General features: G+C 49.3%; 15 protein-coding genes. 1 reads left to right on the top strand and 14 read right to left on the bottom strand.

Annotated elements, in window-relative coordinates; genetic code table 11:
- Positions 1 to 5: 5 nt before the first annotated feature.
- The 10 genes from MKY59_RS15400 to MKY59_RS15355 form a co-directional block, all read right to left on the bottom strand.
- Positions 6 to 506, bottom strand: coding sequence for a hypothetical protein (locus tag MKY59_RS15400; protein WP_339278273.1), 501 nt, complete (start codon positions 504 to 506; stop codon positions 6 to 8).
- 235 nt (positions 507 to 741) lie between these two features.
- Complete coding sequence (locus MKY59_RS15395) at positions 742 to 2,037, bottom strand: hemolysin family protein (protein WP_339278406.1); 1,296 nt, start codon at positions 2,035 to 2,037, stop codon at positions 742 to 744.
- 247 nt (positions 2,038 to 2,284) lie between these two features.
- Positions 2,285 to 3,865 carry a sigma-70 family RNA polymerase sigma factor gene (locus MKY59_RS15390; RefSeq protein WP_339278272.1) on the bottom strand — a complete coding sequence of 527 codons (1,581 nt, stop codon included), beginning with the start codon at positions 3,863 to 3,865 and terminating at the stop codon, positions 2,285 to 2,287.
- A gap of 171 nt (positions 3,866 to 4,036) precedes the next feature.
- The gene (gerQ, locus tag MKY59_RS15385) at positions 4,037 to 4,438 is read right to left on the bottom strand and encodes a spore coat protein GerQ (RefSeq protein ID WP_339278405.1); all 402 of its coding nucleotides are present in this window, start codon (positions 4,436 to 4,438) and stop codon (positions 4,037 to 4,039) included.
- Between the two features lie 174 nt (positions 4,439 to 4,612).
- Positions 4,613 to 5,035 (bottom strand): cell wall hydrolase, encoded by a 423-nt coding sequence (locus MKY59_RS15380; protein ID WP_236414199.1) that lies wholly within the window; start codon positions 5,033 to 5,035, stop codon positions 4,613 to 4,615.
- A 146-nt stretch (positions 5,036 to 5,181) separates the two neighbouring features.
- A complete protein-coding gene (locus tag MKY59_RS15375; protein ID WP_339278271.1) occupies positions 5,182 to 6,867 on the bottom strand; it encodes a hypothetical protein in 1,686 nt (561 codons plus the stop codon).
- Positions 6,868 to 7,072: 205 nt separating this feature from the next.
- Positions 7,073 to 7,822 (bottom strand): glucose 1-dehydrogenase, encoded by a 750-nt coding sequence (locus MKY59_RS15370; RefSeq protein WP_339278270.1) that lies wholly within the window; start codon positions 7,820 to 7,822, stop codon positions 7,073 to 7,075.
- 155 nt (positions 7,823 to 7,977) lie between these two features.
- Complete coding sequence (locus MKY59_RS15365; protein ID WP_339278269.1) at positions 7,978 to 8,370, bottom strand: DUF2500 domain-containing protein; 393 nt, start codon at positions 8,368 to 8,370, stop codon at positions 7,978 to 7,980.
- Between the two features lie 161 nt (positions 8,371 to 8,531).
- Positions 8,532 to 8,741 (bottom strand): hypothetical protein, encoded by a 210-nt coding sequence (locus MKY59_RS15360; protein WP_339278268.1) that lies wholly within the window; start codon positions 8,739 to 8,741, stop codon positions 8,532 to 8,534.
- A 125-nt stretch (positions 8,742 to 8,866) separates the two neighbouring features.
- Entirely contained in the window at positions 8,867 to 10,156 is a 1,290-nt protein-coding gene (locus tag MKY59_RS15355; protein WP_339278267.1) for a hypothetical protein, read from the bottom strand.
- 340 nt (positions 10,157 to 10,496) lie between these two features.
- Here MKY59_RS15355 and MKY59_RS15350 point away from each other — a divergent pair, with 340 nt between their 5' ends.
- Positions 10,497 to 11,426 carry an L-lactate dehydrogenase gene (locus MKY59_RS15350; protein WP_339278266.1) on the top strand — a complete coding sequence of 310 codons (930 nt, stop codon included), beginning with the start codon at positions 10,497 to 10,499 and terminating at the stop codon, positions 11,424 to 11,426.
- Positions 11,427 to 11,729: 303 nt separating this feature from the next.
- Here the strand turns inward: MKY59_RS15350 and MKY59_RS15345 are convergent, their stop codons facing one another.
- The 4 genes from MKY59_RS15345 to MKY59_RS15330 form a co-directional block, all read right to left on the bottom strand.
- Positions 11,730 to 12,659 (bottom strand): tyrosine-type recombinase/integrase, encoded by a 930-nt coding sequence (locus tag MKY59_RS15345; protein WP_236414186.1) that lies wholly within the window; start codon positions 12,657 to 12,659, stop codon positions 11,730 to 11,732.
- A 299-nt stretch (positions 12,660 to 12,958) separates the two neighbouring features.
- Positions 12,959 to 14,398: an amino acid permease gene (locus MKY59_RS15340; protein WP_339278265.1), complete on the bottom strand. Its 1,440-nt coding sequence runs from the start codon at positions 14,396 to 14,398 to the stop codon at positions 12,959 to 12,961.
- 463 nt (positions 14,399 to 14,861) lie between these two features.
- Complete coding sequence (locus MKY59_RS15335; RefSeq protein ID WP_339278264.1) at positions 14,862 to 16,238, bottom strand: amidohydrolase family protein; 1,377 nt, start codon at positions 16,236 to 16,238, stop codon at positions 14,862 to 14,864.
- 193 nt (positions 16,239 to 16,431) lie between these two features.
- Positions 16,432 to 17,070 (bottom strand): hypothetical protein, encoded by a 639-nt coding sequence (locus MKY59_RS15330; RefSeq protein WP_339278263.1) that lies wholly within the window; start codon positions 17,068 to 17,070, stop codon positions 16,432 to 16,434.
- Between the last annotated feature and the right edge of the window lie 198 nt (positions 17,071 to 17,268).

The following is a 17,268-nucleotide window of genomic DNA, read 5'->3' as shown; positions in this document are numbered from 1 at the left end:
TTGGATTAGAAAAGCGTACTTGGAGAGGTATGTGTTGTCGTTTCGGTAGTGGAGCCGTCACGTACCGTGTGTGTGCTTACCACGCGATAATAATATCCGGTGATCACCGTCCAGCTTGACTTTGCATTTAAGACCGATACGTTTGTTGCCGAGTCGGAATCCGAGCGATACGTCACCCAGCTTGTTCCTGTCCAGCGTTCAAGACGATAGTCTACCTTGATCGAGCTCATTTTCTGATAGGTCGAGGTCGTCGTAGCTACGACTGCAGTAAGTCCCCCTCCGGGAGTTACCGCACCAACCGCATTATAAATGTATTTCAGTTGAGCTAAACTCTGAATGTTATGGTACTCTGGTGGAGGTGCTGTGAGAGCGACCGGCGCTTGTACAGATGGCTGGATCTCCGCAGCCGCCTCTACGTTGGCAGCAGGAATTGTAAATACTGCTGGTACAATTATCGCTGCAGCAAGGGTTGCTTTCAAAATCGGGTGCAAGTTCTTTGTCGACATTCGGTTTTCCTCCAATTCCATAGTTTGGGATAATCATAGTTATTTAACGAATCAAGCATAATAAAGGTTTCAAAATAATGCCTTAACTTTTTTACAGCATTTTATGTATTCTCTCGTTCCTTCATAAAAAAAGCTGCACAGTGGCGTCTAGTGATACGCTCCCACTGTGCAGCTTTTATTTTTATACTTGCATCCGATAACCTTTAGCATGACGTCAGCAAAGCAGCCCAGGGTCTTAGGCTCCCTCCCCTTCGGAGAGCTGCTCCAGTCTGATCGCGCTAACGCGGGAGATTCGTTTATGCTCGGTTTCCTGAATGACAAATACATAACCGTCGTATTCTGCCGATTGCCCGACTTCCGGAGGGATCGTCTGTACTCTTGAGTACAGCCATCCTCCAATCGTATCGTAATCGTCATGATCCATTTCCAAACCCAACAGTCCATTGACCTCTTCAATCAGCATCAGGCCGTCAATGGAGTATTCCGTCTCACCAACCTTCACAAAGGCAGGACGCTCTTGGTCGAACTCATCCTGAATCTCGCCCACGATCTCTTCCATGATATCCTCAAGGGTAACCAGACCGGAGGTACCTCCGTATTCATCAATAAGGATGGCAATCTGGTTTTTGCTGCGCTGCATGCGTTTGAGGAGCTCGCTGATCGGCGTGGATTCCGGCACGGCGAGAATAGGCCTGATAATGGAGATGGTGTCCGTAAGCTGGGAACGCATCAAGTCTTTGATATGGATAAAACCGATAATATGGTCTTTATCGCCATTATAGACCGGATAGCGGGTTCGCATGCTTTCACTGGCAATCTCCAAATTTTCAAGCATGGACTGATTGGCGTTCAGACAGATCATTTCCGTCCGCGGAATCATGATTTCACGGGCGGTTGTTGCCGTAAAATCGAATATATTATCAACAAGCGCCAATTCAGTATTGTCAATTAAACCGCTCTTATTGCTTTCTTTCATCAGAATACGTAGTTCATCTTCGCTATGGGCCTCATCGAGTTCGGATACCGGGGCCATGCGGAACGCTTTGAGCAAGCTGTTGGCCATGCCATTTAGTGCCCAGATGAACGGATACATCAGTTTGTAAAAATACGTCAGCAATGCCGCAGACCACAACGTAATCGTCTCGGACTTGCGGATTGCCATCGTTTTGGGAGCAAGTTCCCCCAGTACGATATGCAGAATCGTTATGATAACAAAAGCAATCACGATCGAGATTCCATGTACATAGATCGGACCTAGTCCAAATGCGGTAAACATCGGCTCAAGCAGATGTGCAATGGCAGGTTCCCCCAGCCATCCCAACCCAAGCGAGGCCAACGTAATGCCCAATTGGCAAGCGGACAAATAAGCATCGAGATTGTTCACGATATTGGAGGCATAAACTGCCTTTTTGTTTCCTGCTTCCACCAAAGCTTCAATCCGGCTGCCGCGCACCTTCACCATGGCAAATTCAGCCGAGACAAAAAAGCCATTCATCAGCACCAAAAATGCAATTGCTAACAAGTTTAAAATACTCGGTAAGGGGTCACTCAAATGTTCATCCTATTCGCCGTCACTCTTCGGCAAATAGGTCCACCTCCTTCGAAATTGTAGGATATTAACCGTTCTGCCGTTCATCCACCGCTTCAACTTCCCAATGGATTCACCTCCCTTGCTTTTAGCAATATAGCAAACATATGCTTCTTTTATTATATAACTCTAAGCTACACAGTCAATCCATGTCCTATGACAGCGAATCGACGCAAACAAGCTCTTCATTTTACATTTCCCTGATATTCACGAGAGCGCCAATTTCCGGATCCCATCTCCAATCCGAGGATTTGCCTGCTCCCGTCATGATTCCGCCGATCCACCATTCATCGGTCCAGAGTGCTGCCCCGTCCCTTTCGCCATGCAGCACCCTTTCACCCAGCTCCGTCAAAGCCAGGACGGCGAACCGGAATGATTCGTCCTGCTGGCGAAAATTCGGAAACGCTTTTGCTCCCTCCACATGCAGCAGAGCATGGGGTCCGTCAGCCATTCTCCGCAAATGTGCCCAATATTGTAAATCCCCCAGACCAAGCAGGTGAAGTTTCTCGGAAACTTGCTGGAATACGTCAAATGGATGAACCGTCCCGTTTTTCACGATTTCCAGGGTCGTCTGTTCGATCATTCCAAGCCCGTTGGCGGTGGAAGGCAGTCGCGACAAATGGGCCTGAAAGGCCGCTTGCGCATATGGGAGTGCAGCTTTGTCTTCCAGAAAATACCGGGCATGATCCTGTGGATCAGGGGACACATACGCTTCCCAGAAACGGCGTCCGGCCTCCATCTCCTCTTCCTCTATTACATGCCAAGTTCCCGACAAACGTTCGATCTGCACGGGCGTGAGCTGTCCAAGTCCCCGAAAACGGGAAATCTCCGGATGGGAATCCAGGCATAACAAATGGAGTTTCGCCTGATTTGCTCCTTTTTCATGAAGAACATGCAGCAAATAAGAAAGCATCGTCTGGTCGTATAGATCGTATTCAAACCATAGAACCACTTCCCGATGGCGATCCAACGAATCCAGTTTTTGTTCCAGCTCTCGAATCTTCATGTATTCCGACTTCGGAATGCCCAATTGCGCTTCCAAATAGTCTGCACGGCGTGCTCGTTCGTTTCTTTTGCTCATATCGGGAAATACGGGACCGAACGTATACAGCTCGCGCCAAGCGACGACCTCTCCCTGGATTCCGCTTTGCCGGATTCGATCCGCCGCATGATCCCCGTTCGTGATATGAAGCATGTGTTTTCCTCCCTCATACAGTTCATTGAATACATTTAACATGTCGGTTACGGGTAATGAATGCCTAAGCTTTGCCCGGGCATCGTACAGTCTTTTTTTCAAAGCCGATACGGACACGTTCAGCGCATCCGAGATTTCTTTTAGGGAGTAACCCTGAAAATAAAACATATGGACTACCCTGCTCAAGGCCGACGGCAAATCGTCAATCGAATCATGCAGGCTCCGATATTTTTCGTTCAACAGCGCCTGCTCTTCCGGATTATGCCGCGAGTCGCGGTCCAAGTCCACATGCAGCAGCTCGGTGATCGGTACGACCGTATGTTGTTTACGTCTTTCGTGCCGATGGCACTGCCTCTCCACGATGACTTTGAACCATCCGGGAAAAGCTTCCGGCTTGTCCAGTTTACCCAAGTTTGCAAAAGCCTCGGCGAACGCTTCTTGAACCACATCTTCTGCCCACAGCATGCTCCCCAACCGGCGTCGCGCTACCGCAAGGGCCATTCCCCGATATTGCTTCATTAATTGTTCCTGAGCTTCCGCTTTTCCCTCGATGGCAGCTTCGATCCATGACTTCAATGATGTCTGCTCCTTCCAATGGTTTGTTCCGTTCTACTAATTAAGTGCCATCTTATCACATTAAGGTTACTTTTAAATGTTTCGAAAAAAAGAACCGGCTCTTTGCGACGAATGCCGCATCGAAACGGTTCTTGGTTATGTCCTTTGGTATTGATTTATCGCGTACGCGGATTAGTATCTGCTTGGCGCTTGAGGAACGTTGCCGATCACGCCAGGGTATTGATAAGTAAGCGGCTCATCGAATGTTGCATAATCGAAGTTCACCATAAGCAGCATGATGCGTTTGCCTGTTTTTGGATCACTGATAATGATATGATCCCGGCCGGCCGCTTCGATGATGCCTTGGAAAATGCGGGCGTTCCATTCTTTGTTTCCTTCATAGGTCATGTAGAACGTACCGAATTTGCCGAGATTCAGGCGCAAAATGTTCTCGATGTAAGACTGCTCAAACTGGGGAGCCGTTGTTGTGACTACGCCGCCGGCAGGTGTCATGGGCGCTCCGCTGGAAACAAGCGGCGGCACGCTGGTAGCCGTTGGAGACACCATGGTTGGAGTCGGCGAAACGGAAGACATGCCCGGTGCGGGTGACATGGAGGTCATACCCGGCGTCGGCGACATGGAAGGCATGCCATTCCCCGTTTTGTACGCGGATAATCCTTGCACCTGAGAATTGGCTTGTTGGCCATAGGCCGGAGATTGCATGGTTGGTTGATAAGGTTGGTTAATCATGTTAATTCCTCCCCAAATTTAATATACACTCGGACAATCTTCGCCAGTCGGACTGAAGAAACAGTGTGCCTTGAATCGTCCCGTATTTTGCTGGTTAAACCAGGTTGGCGGACATTCGCCTGCCGGACGGAAGAACCAAAGCGAATTGCTGGCCGGCCAGATTCGTTCGCCATTGATGACGCGCTGGGCCAGGCGAATTTCGGATTGCCTTGCACGCTGATAAAAGTAGCCTTTTTGCGTGGATTCAAAGCCTCCGGGATTCTGAAATACCATACGGTTGATGTCCCTGATGTCGGCAAAATCCAGGCAATCTGCCAACACTCTGTTGACGCCGACATTGCCTACCATAAGCATACCCTGATCGCCATCACCTTCGGCTTCGGCTCTCATCAGTCGCGCAAGCAGCCTGACGTCGTTCGTATTGGCCTTGATTACAGCCATTACCGTTCCCTCCCTCGTTGAGCTCTTCATCACCGTATATCGTATTGTGCGGATGCCCATTTTGTGACACGATCGGCACAAAAAAAATCCCGGAACTCCCCCGCAGGGGACCCCGAGATTTCGCGTTTCCTATATAAGCTTTTCATTCAGGGCTTGGCTCCGACCCAATAGTCGTATGCATGGACCACATTGCCGTAATAGGCAGCATGCTCGCCAATCAGATCAGGAAGCAAAGCCAATTGACGTTCCATTTCGACCGCGCCAACGTCATGGAACGAGATGTGCGCTCCTTCATGATTTTCTTTCATTTCCACGGAGACAAGCAGCTTTTTGCCCAGACGATCCGCGATTTCCATTTCCTGCTTCACCACTGCCGCAATTCCGTTCGAGCCCTCTGCCTTATTGCGGAATGCCATTAACGATACATGGTCGAGGGTACGAATCATGAACTCCGATACCGACATATCTTTGCCCGGCAATTCATAGATATCCAGCCAAACCGCCAAGTCCACGCTTGTTTCCAAATGGCTGTCCTTCTTTGTCTCCTCCTGAAAATAAGCAACATTGCTCGCCCATTCGGTCAAAAGTCGATCCCGGTTCGCTTCCCACTCGGGAAGTGTATACGGTTCGATATCCAGATGGATGCCCTCAAATCGCTCCTCTGGTTGCGCTTCGGCGTTATAGTTTTTGACGTAATCGACTAAACGTTGAATGCGGGGCCTGTTTTCTTCCTTTGCCCAGATGGGATGGCCACCCATGGCATGAACCTGAATCCCCTGAGCGTGAGCCCGTTTCACAAACGAACGGTAGCTGGAATACGGCTGCTCCAGATCTAGGCGAACGTACAACCAGTTTATTCGCTGCGCTTTGGCAAACTCGAGGATATGCTCACCGCCGTCATCCGTCACCTCCGAAGCCTCCCAAATATAGGTCCCTCGAATGCCTGTTTCGTTGCCTGGCGTTTCCGGTTTGCTTGGTTCGCTTGAATCAAGCTGCCCCCAATATACAATGTCATGGACCGCCGTTCCGGCGTAGGAGGCATGATTCGCAAACGAATTCGCGACTTCCGACAGCACTTGCTCCAATCGGGCCGTTCCCTTTCCTGCAAAACTGGTGAATTCTTCGCCAGGCATCGGTTTGGTATTTACGCCGACCGTAATTGACACATTCCTGTCTTGCGCCCAATTCATTTCCTGCTCAATCAGTCGAATAATTCCATTGCTGCCCTCTGCATTATCGCGGTAAACTAATAAAGTGATTTGGTCGAAACGATCCATGAACCAACGCGATAACGGTTCGTTATCCGTATCCTCCGATGTTTTATGACCTGCAACGGTGTACGAATCCAGCCAAAACGGCAAGTCTACGTTCACCTGAAGCGAACTTTCTTGTTCCACTCGTTCATGGAGCAATTCCATGTTGTTCATCCAAGATTCGATCAACGGGACAGGATTGTCCTTCCATGCGGGCAGCACATAGGGCTTAACGTCCAGGTGAAGGGCTGCAAACCGTTCTTCCGGTCCAACCGAGGCGTTATATTCGCTTACCCAGGAAGCTAGCGCAAGCATGGGACCCTCGCGGCCTTTGACCCCCCAAGACGGATCGCCGCCGAGTGCTTCTACCGTAATACCCGCATTGCTTGCTTTCGCAATGAAAGATTGATAGACCTCATGCTTCAAATTCATATCCACGCTGACATACAGTCGATTCACGTTATGTTTGGCCGACTGGGCAAGCAAGGCCTCACCTCCGTCGTATATGGATGAAGCCTGCCATACCCACGCCGCCCTTATATTGGCGTCATCTTCCTCAGATGAATCAAAACCCGTCATGATGATCCCTCCAATCAACAAAAGAAGCCACAGCCCTCTTCGGGATGGATTCCCGAGCATATTCTCCCTCCATTTCTCTGCATTGTTCTGAAATCACACCTATTATAGCAACGGGAGTACCAAAAACAAATAAGCCCAAGTGCTTAACTTGGGCTTGGCCGCTTCATTTCATAGCAAAACGCATCAGCGCGAGATCATCCCGGTTCTAGTCCTCATATATCATTTTCCGGGTCATTCCTCCATCCACCGTCAAGTTGGTACCCGTGACAAAGGTATTGTCCGGATCAGTCAGATATAAGCAAGCGCGGGCAATATCCGAAGGGACTCCAACCCGACCTGAAGGGTGCTGCTCATGGTCTTCCGGCTTCAACTCGTCTATATTTCCTGTTTCGACCCATCCCGGACTGATACAATTGACCCGAATTCGATCCTTGCCAAGCGATATGGCGAGCGCATGAGTGAGAGCCACGATGGCACCTTTGGATGCTGCATACGCTTCCGTGTCAGGCTCGGACATCAAAGCACGCGTGGATGCCATGTTGACGATGGACCCGCCCCGTTCATTGTTTCTCATATACTTGGCCGCCTCACGGCTCGCAAGAAAACAGCTTCTAGCATTGGTGTTAAGCACATCGTCCCATTCGTCTACCGTAAGATCATAAGGGGATTTCCAGCGTGCCACGCCGGCATTGTTGATGAGAATGTCCACGCGCCCGAACTCCTTCACCGCCGTACCCACCAGCCGAATGATCTCTTCTTCCTTTCGGACGTCGCAGTGAACAAAAACAGCTTCTCCGCCTTCATGGCGGATCGAAGCTGCGGCGGCAGCTCCCTCGGCTTCCTGATGGTCGGCAAGCACCACCTTGGCACCCGCCAGCGCATAGGCCTCCGCCACGTTTCTTCCGATTCCTTGCGCGGCTCCCGTAACGATGACAACTTGATCTGTAAATGACATGCCTCTGTCCTCCCTGAATTGCAATGATTCATTTATCATAAACGTTATTACTCATTTATACACCATCAAGAAACGCATTCCGATCTAAATCATGAAATACTTTCTTACAGGAGAACGCAAAAAAAACTTGCACCTTTAAGGCACAAGCTGAACGATTACCCGCGCACGCGCTCCGTATACAGTCGGTTGTTCCGTTCAAATCCCACATAACGGGTTCCCTTGAAAGAGAGACGCCCTTCGTCTCCTTCAGAGCAAAGGCCGTATTCTTCGCCGCTAACCCTGAACTCCATTCGGTCCCCGCTCTCGACTTCAAACGTGACATAGTATAATGTACGGGCAGAGCTTCCGGGTTCGGCGTGCGATTGCTGGACTTGCATTCTTCTTCCGGTAATTCGCGAGGAAACCATAAGCAGCGGTTCGGCGTTGTTTTTCCCCCACCTCCATATCTCTTTTCCCATCGACAGAAGAACGATACCGATAATCAGGACAAATACGACCGGAAAGACGGTTCCAAAAAAATCAAACATCCATGATGATTCAATTCCCAAGTCTCCCCCTCCGTTCTGGGACAGCCGTAGTCTTGGCCCTTCTTTCAGTAATGTATATGCACTTCGGCGCAGAACTTGTTAGCCGGATTCAAATTCAGGCCGGGTTCTCCAACATCAAAAAGCCCCTTAAAGGGGCCATGAGATTACTATTACTTTATAGTCTATGCATACATCTCATCCATGAATCCGCGAGTGATTCCCGCGCCGTCAGCTTGTTCGGGATCAGCCTGTTGCGCATGTTTGGCCATGCATTCCCTCACTTCTTCCTCCGTCGTACAGAAGCATGCATCCTCACAGGTGTAGCATAATTGAAGCATGTATCGAGTTAAATCGTCCGCCTGTGTGAGTTGAACTTGTTCGTTGGTTCTCATCATCATCACTCCCATCTCTTCTTGATCTCAATATAACATCATTTCAGAATTGTTTTTGTGATTATTTTCACAAAGTAAGCGAAAGAAAAAGAACCCAACGGTTCTTCTCTTTAACGTTTTGCTGGCTATAATACTTTCCAGTGCACGCCTCCATCCACGGTTTGCAGCAGCAGCGAACGTTTATTATCCGTATTCTCCACCAGGACCCAGCCCAATTTTCGGGAAATCATCTGCAGTTTATTGATTTCGGGATATTCATCCAATATTTTCTGCAATACCCTGCTTTCGGGAAGCGGTTCCCACGTTTTCCCTGCATTCTTCGTATGATACGTCACATCTCCTTGGATGGCCCAACCTTCCTTTTCATTCAAGAAAGCTGGGGCCAGGTTCCGGTTCAGGCCTGCTTGCTGATTCAAACCAAATGTGGACAATGTCCAGCTCTTTCCGCCATCGGCTGTGAAAAAACCGCTGAATTTTGTCGTTTCCCCGGACGAACAGGCTAACGACATCCAAGCGCTCTTTGCTTCCCGTCCGAAAAACTGCGGAGAACCGAGATTAAAGTTGCCGCATGCGTTGAATTTGCTGCGGTCGAAGAAGGAAGGTCCGGCTTTCCATTCCTTTCCTCCGTTAGTGGTTACATACAGCTTCGGTAAGCCAAACTCGACGGCAGTCAGAAATCCGTGATGCGAATCCGAAAAAGTCATGCCTGTCGCATAACCGCGCTTCGAAATCTCTCCAGCGGACGTATTCTCGGCTTCATCACTGGATTCCATGAGCTTCCAGCTGATACCTCCATCTTCGGTGATGTACAGCTTTTTCTCCTGTTTTCCGATGGTCGAGTCCACCGTGGTCAAAATCCAGCCCTTTTCGGGAGAGACAAAAGAAACCGCGGCGACTTTATCCGTTTTGGATAACGAAGACAAGCTCCAACTGGCTCCCCCGTTATTCGTGCGCAGCACGATCGTATCCGTTCCGCCCATTCCTTCCCGGACGATCCAGCCATGCATGCTATCCACAAAATAAATGTTCTGTCCATATACGGGGTTGGACGGAAACTGCACATTCTCCGATGGAGAAATGTTGCTCCAGGTTGCCCCCTGATCCTGCGTATAGTACAAACGCAATGCGTTGCGCGTCACGCCCCATGCCAAGCCACCGTTTTCGTTGAGCATTTGAAAATCGGTCAGCCGGGTTTGAATTTGATATTTGGTTGTTTCCGCAGCCGGTGTATTCGTGCTTACTGGGGGAACGACGGTTAAAGTCTGTCCGGCATTGCCGCCATCCAGATCCTCATCCTGTGCCTGCGGCGGCTGTGCTGCAGGAGTCTGACCCGAGTCCGTGCAAGCAGCAAGCAACGTTGCGATCCCCAGAGACAGAAGCGCTGCCTGGGTTAGCTTGATCCATCGCGAACGCAAGTGGTCTCCACCTTTCTTGTCCAATCGACAGGCAAACAAGCCTGTTCTACCTGGTGTTTTCATAATTTGCATTCATCGTTAACTATAAAGCCAAACCGTTCATGCAAATCCATCTCTCCCATTCTACCATAAACCTCTTGGAAAGGCCCATCGACAAACCTGGACAGAAAGGGAGACTGAAGTTGAATGCCATGAAACGTTTGATTCGGCCGGATCAGGACGTTAGACACTAATTCCGGTTTTGCGACCTAAAATATGACAAATAACATAGACAGTCTCGCTTTTTGGTTAAATATCCCTTAATATGGATGAAGGCATACCCAAAAGGAGAGGATCTGATATGGTAGATCATGCAATGCTTAAGCCAAGCCGTGTCGTTATTGTAGGCATGGGTGCGGTAGGAACAACGACCGGGTACACGCTCATGTTGCGGCAGCGTTCTTCCGAGCTGGTGTTCGTGGACGTAAATCATGACAAAGCAGTCGGTGAAATGCTGGATATGAACCACGGCCTACCGTTCACAGGAGGCGTCAAGGTATGGGCAGGCGATTATTCGGATTGCAAGGATGCAGATATCATCATTATTACGGCGGGGGCATCCCAGAAGCCGGGCGAAACCCGGATTGATCTGTTGAAAAGAAATGCGAGCATTTTCAAAGACATTATCGAGCGCATTACGGCAGTCAATTCCCATGGAATTCTGCTCATTGCGACGAATCCTGTAGATATTTTATCCTATACGTCCTGGAAGCAAAGCGGTTGGCCGGCTTCGCGGGTCATCGGTTCCGGCACACTGCTTGACAGTGCGCGTTTTCGCTACCTTATCGGCAAAAACAAAGGCATCGATCCGCGCAGCATCCATGCCCATATTATCGGCGAGCACGGTGATTCCGAAGTCCCGGTATGGAGCTTGGCCAACGTGGCCGGCACGGATCTTGAGCTAAGCGAAGAAGAACAACAAGACATTTTTGACCGCACCAAAAACGCGGCTTATGAGATTATTAATGCCAAAGGAGCCACATCCTATGCCATTGCGCTTGCTCTCGATCGCATCGTCGCCGCCATTCTGGGCAACGAAGGCTCCGTGCTGAACGTATCCACCTTGCTTGAGGATTACAATGGTGTATCGGATGTATATCTTGGCGTACCTTGCATCGTTGACCGAAACGGCGTTCGCGAAATTTTGCCTCTGCCGTTGAACGAAACGGAAAAGCTTGCTTTCCAGGCTTCGGCCAACAAACTAAAGGAGCAAATTTCCGGGCTGGAATAGCCAGCAGGCTATCCGCTAACGTCATGGCTCACCAAAACGGATAAAAATAGACCAACCATTCTACCGCTGGCCAGAAAGGTTGGTCTTTTGCCTCTTGTGCAGCATCACCGACTAAACCGGCGGTGCCCATGGAGTCAAATACAAATAATTAAGTTTACATAATAATAATTTCGTCGACCTAGTTCTTGTGGTTTCAGCTTTTTTCCAAAAATAAACCAAAAAAACAAGTTCCATCCGTTCAGATAGAACTTGTTTTAATGATTCATTTTGAACAAAGGCCGGATCTTATCCCATTTCGCCCGGCTACTCGCCGACAAACGAAGGAAGCTTGACGTCAAGCAGCGCCATCGCTTCTTCCTTCTCGCGACTGGTGACGTGGGTATATACCGTCGTCGTCTGGATCGAGGCATGACCCAACAACTCCTGAACTGTTCGCAGATCGGCTCCACGCCGCAGCATCATCGTTGCAAACGAATGCCGCAGCTTATGGCTGGAGTAATGCAGACGCTGATTCGATGGGGATTCCTGCTGGAAACGGTCGAACGTTTCGGTTGAAATCAACTGAATGCTCCGAATGGATAATCTTTTCCCTTTTTGCGAAACAAACATCGCCTCTTCCTTTTCACGCCAAGGAGCCAATCGTTCCTTCACCGCTTGGGACAGTATATCCGCGACCATTTCGGGCACGGGTAACGTCCGCCACTTCCTTCCCTTCCCGAATACGTCGAGCGTCCGCCGCTCGGCATTGTAATCTTGGCAGTTCAATGCATGAACTTCGCCTACACGCAGCCCCATATATCCCATCAGCAGGAAAATGGCCAGATTGCGCGTCCGGTATTTACCTGCGACGGATTGCAAAAAACGTTCCAATCCATGCTCGTCCAGAAAAACGGGGGCACGGTTTTTTTCAGTCTTCGACTTTTTGATGCCAGACGCCGGGTTGTTGGTCAGCACTTCCAGTTCGATCAGAGACTTGAAGAAACAGTTCACCGCCGCATGCTTGCGATTACGCGTGGCGTCACTGACCCCGCGTTCGCGGGCACGGGACAGAAAGGACAGCACATGCAGCTTTTTAACCTGCTCCAACGATTTTCCTTGGATGGACATGAGAAATTCAGCCACGTCGCCTGTGTAAGATTTTACCGTGTACCGAGTATATCCGGCATCCTTCATCCAGATGTGAAAAGCCTCCAACTCGTCGGCATATTGCTCCTGAATCTCCTCGCTGATCATTCGTTTCGTTCACCACACATCCGTTAGTTTTGCGAATTTATGCGTTCTCTCGCTCCCTTGATGGCGCATCGCCTGTTCTCCCAAATATATGTCATATTTCTTAAGGGTGCAACCCCGGAAGCTTTGGCCGGGACCCATCTTATTTCATTTTATCGCCTGTTTTCTCAGCTTCGGTGGATCACATTTTATGATTTGCGCATGAAAAAAAGCCCATAACCAACACGAACTCGCGTCAGATATGAACTTTGCTTCGCATGTCGATCATGGTTCAGCTTCAGCTAATAGATGGAATGGATACCTCATCGTCTGCCCTTGTTTTCGCTCTGCTTCGAAACGGGGCGCAGTGGATTCAAGTGGCTGTAATGCCTGCCATACGTGAAGTAGATCAACAATCCGATGAACAGCCACACAAAAAACACGATCCAGGTCAACATTTCCAGCCGAGTCATCAAATATACGCAGCCTATGGCACTAAGGATCGGAATGTACGGCACCAATGGCACTTTAAATCCTCGTTTCAAGTCCGGATGGTTTTTACGCAATACGATGATCCCGAGACTCACTACGGCAAAAGCAAACAACGTGCCGATATTCGTCAGCTCCGCCAAGCGCCCCAGGGAAATGAATCCGGAGAACAGCGCAATGATGATGCCTGCGAGCCAAGTGCCCGCAGCCGGAGTCTGGCTTTTGCCGCTGATTTTGGAAAAGACGGGAGACAACAGGCCGTCCCGCGACATCGAATAAAGCAAACGTGTCTGTCCGTACATCATGACAAGCAGCACCGTCGTTATTCCCGTAATGGCACCCAGAGCGACTATCCAGGATAATCCGGTCAAATGAACGAACTCAAACGCAAAGGCTACGGGATCCGCAACGTTTAACATATGGAAAGGAACGATGCCGGTCAGAATCAGCGACACGACAATATAAAGGAGCGTACAAATGGCTAACGATGCAATGATGCCGATCGGCAGGTCGCGCTGCGGTCGTTTGACCTCTTCGGCTGCCGTGGACACCGCATCGAAACCGATATAAGCGAAAAACACGGTAGCCGCACCGGCGGTTACGCCCGAAAGGCCAAACGGCAGAAACGGCTGCCAATTCGCCGGCTGCACATAAAATACCCCAACGCCGATGAAGATCAGCACCACGATGATTTTGATCCCGACCATAATGCCATTGGCGCGTGCCGCTTCCTTGACGCCGCGCGTAAGCAGAAACGTAATGATTAACGTAATCACAGCGGCCGTAACGTCAAAGTAGGTTCCTTTTTCCGGATCAAAGGCGCTTGTCCATGCGTGCGGCAATTGAATGCCGAAACCCGAAAGCAATGTCTGAAAATACCCCGACCAACCACTCGCGACCGCCGCGCTGGCAAATCCATATTCCAGAATAAGGTCCCATCCCAAAACCCAGGCGATGACCTCGCCAAAAGCCGTGTAGCTGTAAGTATATGCACTGCCCGAAGCAGGCACGGTTGAAGCGAATTCGGAATAACATAACGCGGCAAAGGAACAAATAAGGCCTGCCAACAAAAAGGACAGCACCAGTCCAGGTCCGGCATGTTCGGCAGCGGCTACACCGGTGAGGACAAAAATTCCTGTTCCAATGATGGCCCCTACTCCAAGGGTCGTCAGATCCAAAGCTCCAAGCGCCCGTTTCAAACCACTGCCTGAATCACCTTCAACCGAGATTTGCTTTTTTCTGAATAATGCAGCTCTTGCTTCGTTTTTGCTCATGGACATATTCCTCTCGTAACAAGGTGTGGTCGTTGGTACATCTGTTCTATGAAAAATCCGTTTGTTCTATCTTACCCGGCATCTATAAAAAACTACCGTTTTCTACACTTTGCCGCTTTGCTCTAATAAAATATTTTTTTGCAAAGCACTCAAGCGGCTTATTTTGTGTTTTTCACCCGAAATTTATCATTTCATATCACGAACTGTTGGACACGAACGAAAGAAAAAATCGTTTTAAAACAAAACTGCGTATAATTTATATTATGCGCAGTTTTTAATCTCCATTTTCCGCGTGGAGATGCAGCATTATGCTGTTGTTATCTGTAGTTTGATGAAACAAACGAAAAATGCGTCAAAAAAGCCGCATGTTCCCATGCGGCCTCCTTCATAATATAGATTTGAATGAACCTGTCCTATATGGATATATGGATCCTTCCACCAAAACCAGGCGGTTGCTCCCTCATCAGGAATATACGATTCGTTCTGCGTCGCTAAACCGATATTGCTGAAGCAAGTACACTTTGCTTTCCATGGCCTGGCGTCGAATCTTGTCCAAATCCACGCCGATGAGTTTGCCCCCCTGCTTCACAAGCCGTCCTGCGACAAATACGGTATCCAAGTTGGAAGGATTCGCAAATTGCACGACGGCGCCTATCGGATCATGCACCGGGAACAGATTGAGATCCGTGGTGCGGATCATGATCAGGTCAGCTTCCTTGCCTGGGGCAAGCGTACCCACTTTGCTTCCAAGTCCCAGCGCCTGCGCACCTGCCGATGTTGCAAACCGCAACACTTGCCTGGACTGCAAATTCAGCTCGCCGGGCATCTCTCCGTTTTCCAGCGCGAGCTCGTTCATTTTGGCCCGTTCGGCTTGCAACGCAAATTTCATCTGGGAGAACATGTCTCCACCCGTTGATGTCACGACATCGACGCCAAGCGTCGGCGTGCCTCCTTGCTCCAGAAAAGCACCCGTTGCAGGATAGCCATGTCCCATCATCATTTCCACTTCCGGCGTCACCGATAACGAAGCACCGCTATCGGCGAGCAGCTTATATTCGTCGATGCCCATGGTATTGCCGTGCACCAAATTGACGTCCGGGCCAAGCAAACCGTGTTCAGCCATCCTGGCCACCGAGCGGTCCACCGAGCCCCAGCTGCCAAACCCTGCATGCATGGAGCAGATCGCATCCAGCTCGCGGGCAAGACGAATTTCGTCCACCGCTGTATCCCAGTGACTGAATTCGGGTCCCCGTATAGCGAGTCCAAACGTTAATAATTGGTCGTTCGAAGAAAAATGCTGCAGCTTCACCCTTCTCACATCGGCTGAATATGTCAAACGGCTTTCCCGATTCCAATATTCGGTCTCTCCGGGAACCCCGTACGCAAACACAGCCCGAATGCCGGCATCGCGCAACCCCCGAACAAGCTCATCCGTATGGTCCGGCGTATAGGGCATGCTCCAATCGAGGATCGTGGTCACGCCTGCATTAAGCGCTTCCAATGAACCGAGCAAATTGGCGATATAACTGTCTTGCGGTCGAAGCTTGCTGCCCATCGCCCCATAATAAAGATTTTGCAAATAAACGGGCAAGGACCAGTTCGTTCCCGCGGTACGCAGCAGCGATTCCCATACATGGCGGTGGGTATCCACCAACCCGGGCAGAATAATCATGTCGGAAGCATCGATCACGATCGCTTCCTCACATTCCAGATCAGGCCTTATTGCCGTAATGATTGAACCTTCAATCAGTACATCCGCCCGGGCATACTGACCTACCGAAGGATCCATGGACAATACGCAGCCATTTTTGAGCAAATAACCTTTTTCCACAAGACACATCTCCAATCCTCATGTTATGGGTACGTTCAGGTACTTACACAAGTTGTTGATGAAAGGTTGTCTGTTCATGGATGCAAGATTATGAGTGTATTATTTCAAGGATATAACGATTATATAGCACATGTTAATGACGCACAATCATGGAATGAATACCCATCCAATAATAAGATCAGTTCAATCCATGGGATAACCATTATTTCAATGGATAGATAAGCTGTATATGATTCAACGGCATGAGTCCCTCATACAAAGCATGATTATGATCGGCACCCACAATACACAACATACGTGCATCCGCATTGTCTTTGATTGCGTTTATGATTCGTTGAAGCATGATATCATGCCGACATTCCCATCGTATGGCATGCGCTTTTGGATCCAACTTTTTCAGCCACTGATATTTCAGTCGGGTCACATGGTCGAATGCTTCCGTATTAAATGGAATAGCACCCTTACCGGAAGCCGCAAGCTGTTTGTGCCACCAATGATCCAATTCATTCTCCAACCGTTCTTTTTCGGGCCCGGTATAGCTTCGCAAAGGATCGAAATCGTTCCAAACATCAAGTTCCACCCAATCCACGGGAACAAACTTGATCTTTTTTTCTTCGCATAACGGAAAGATCAGGTCGTAATATTCGCTTGGGGGTTCGCCCCAGTACCCTCTATTTGCAGGCTCCTTTTTGTATTTCTCGAAACTGGATGGCAAAACCTCGCCGCAGATTACATCCGGATCAAAATCAACAATTAACCTTTCTATGGTTTCAAGTGTTAAATGGTGCTGCACTCGCAGCTCTTCATCATGTACGACTCCCAAAATACCTACGACTTCCATTTCAGCAACCCCTTAAGCTCCGAATTATTTCTTAAACGAACGTTTATGCTCGTCTAAAGCACCTTTCAACGATTTGACGATATTCCAGCGTATTATTCCGATTATTCTTATGGAAATTAAATATTTATTTCGCAAAAACTCTTGCACTGCTAGCGCTTTCACATTTAAGATGAATCTATTGATGTTACAGCTTGTGTA

Origin of the sequence: Paenibacillus sp. FSL W8-0426, assembly GCF_037969725.1 — a bacterium.
Classification (GTDB): domain Bacteria; phylum Bacillota; class Bacilli; order Paenibacillales; family Paenibacillaceae; genus Paenibacillus; species Paenibacillus hubeiensis.
Note: the sequence above shows the minus strand (reverse complement) of the source record. Positions and strands in the feature narration are given on the sequence as shown.

Excerpts from the sequence above, each read along its gene's own strand:
- MKY59_RS15380 (WP_236414199.1), bottom strand. The coding sequence starts at position 5,035 with ATGGCTGTAATCAAGGCCAATACGAACGACGTCAGGCTGCTTGCGCGA.
- MKY59_RS15350 (WP_339278266.1), top strand. The coding sequence starts at position 10,497 with ATGGTAGATCATGCAATGCTTAAGCCAAGCCGTGTCGTTATTGTAGGC.
- MKY59_RS15375 (WP_339278271.1), bottom strand. The coding sequence starts at position 6,867 with ATGACGGGTTTTGATTCATCTGAGGAAGATGACGCCAATATAAGGGCG.
- MKY59_RS15330 (WP_339278263.1), bottom strand. The coding sequence starts at position 17,070 with ATGGAAGTCGTAGGTATTTTGGGAGTCGTACATGATGAAGAGCTGCGA.
- gerQ (WP_339278405.1), bottom strand. The coding sequence starts at position 4,438 with ATGTCTTCCGTTTCGCCGACTCCAACCATGGTGTCTCCAACGGCTACC.
- MKY59_RS15335 (WP_339278264.1), bottom strand. The coding sequence starts at position 16,238 with ATGTGTCTTGTGGAAAAAGGTTATTTGCTCAAAAATGGCTGCGTATTG.
- MKY59_RS15345 (WP_236414186.1), bottom strand. The coding sequence starts at position 12,659 with ATGATCAGCGAGGAGATTCAGGAGCAATATGCCGACGAGTTGGAGGCT.
- MKY59_RS15400 (WP_339278273.1), bottom strand. The coding sequence starts at position 506 with ATGTCGACAAAGAACTTGCACCCGATTTTGAAAGCAACCCTTGCTGCA.
- MKY59_RS15360 (WP_339278268.1), bottom strand. The coding sequence starts at position 8,741 with ATGAGAACCAACGAACAAGTTCAACTCACACAGGCGGACGATTTAACT.
- MKY59_RS15370 (WP_339278270.1), bottom strand. The coding sequence starts at position 7,822 with ATGTCATTTACAGATCAAGTTGTCATCGTTACGGGAGCCGCGCAAGGA.
- MKY59_RS15340 (WP_339278265.1), bottom strand. The coding sequence starts at position 14,398 with ATGAGCAAAAACGAAGCAAGAGCTGCATTATTCAGAAAAAAGCAAATC.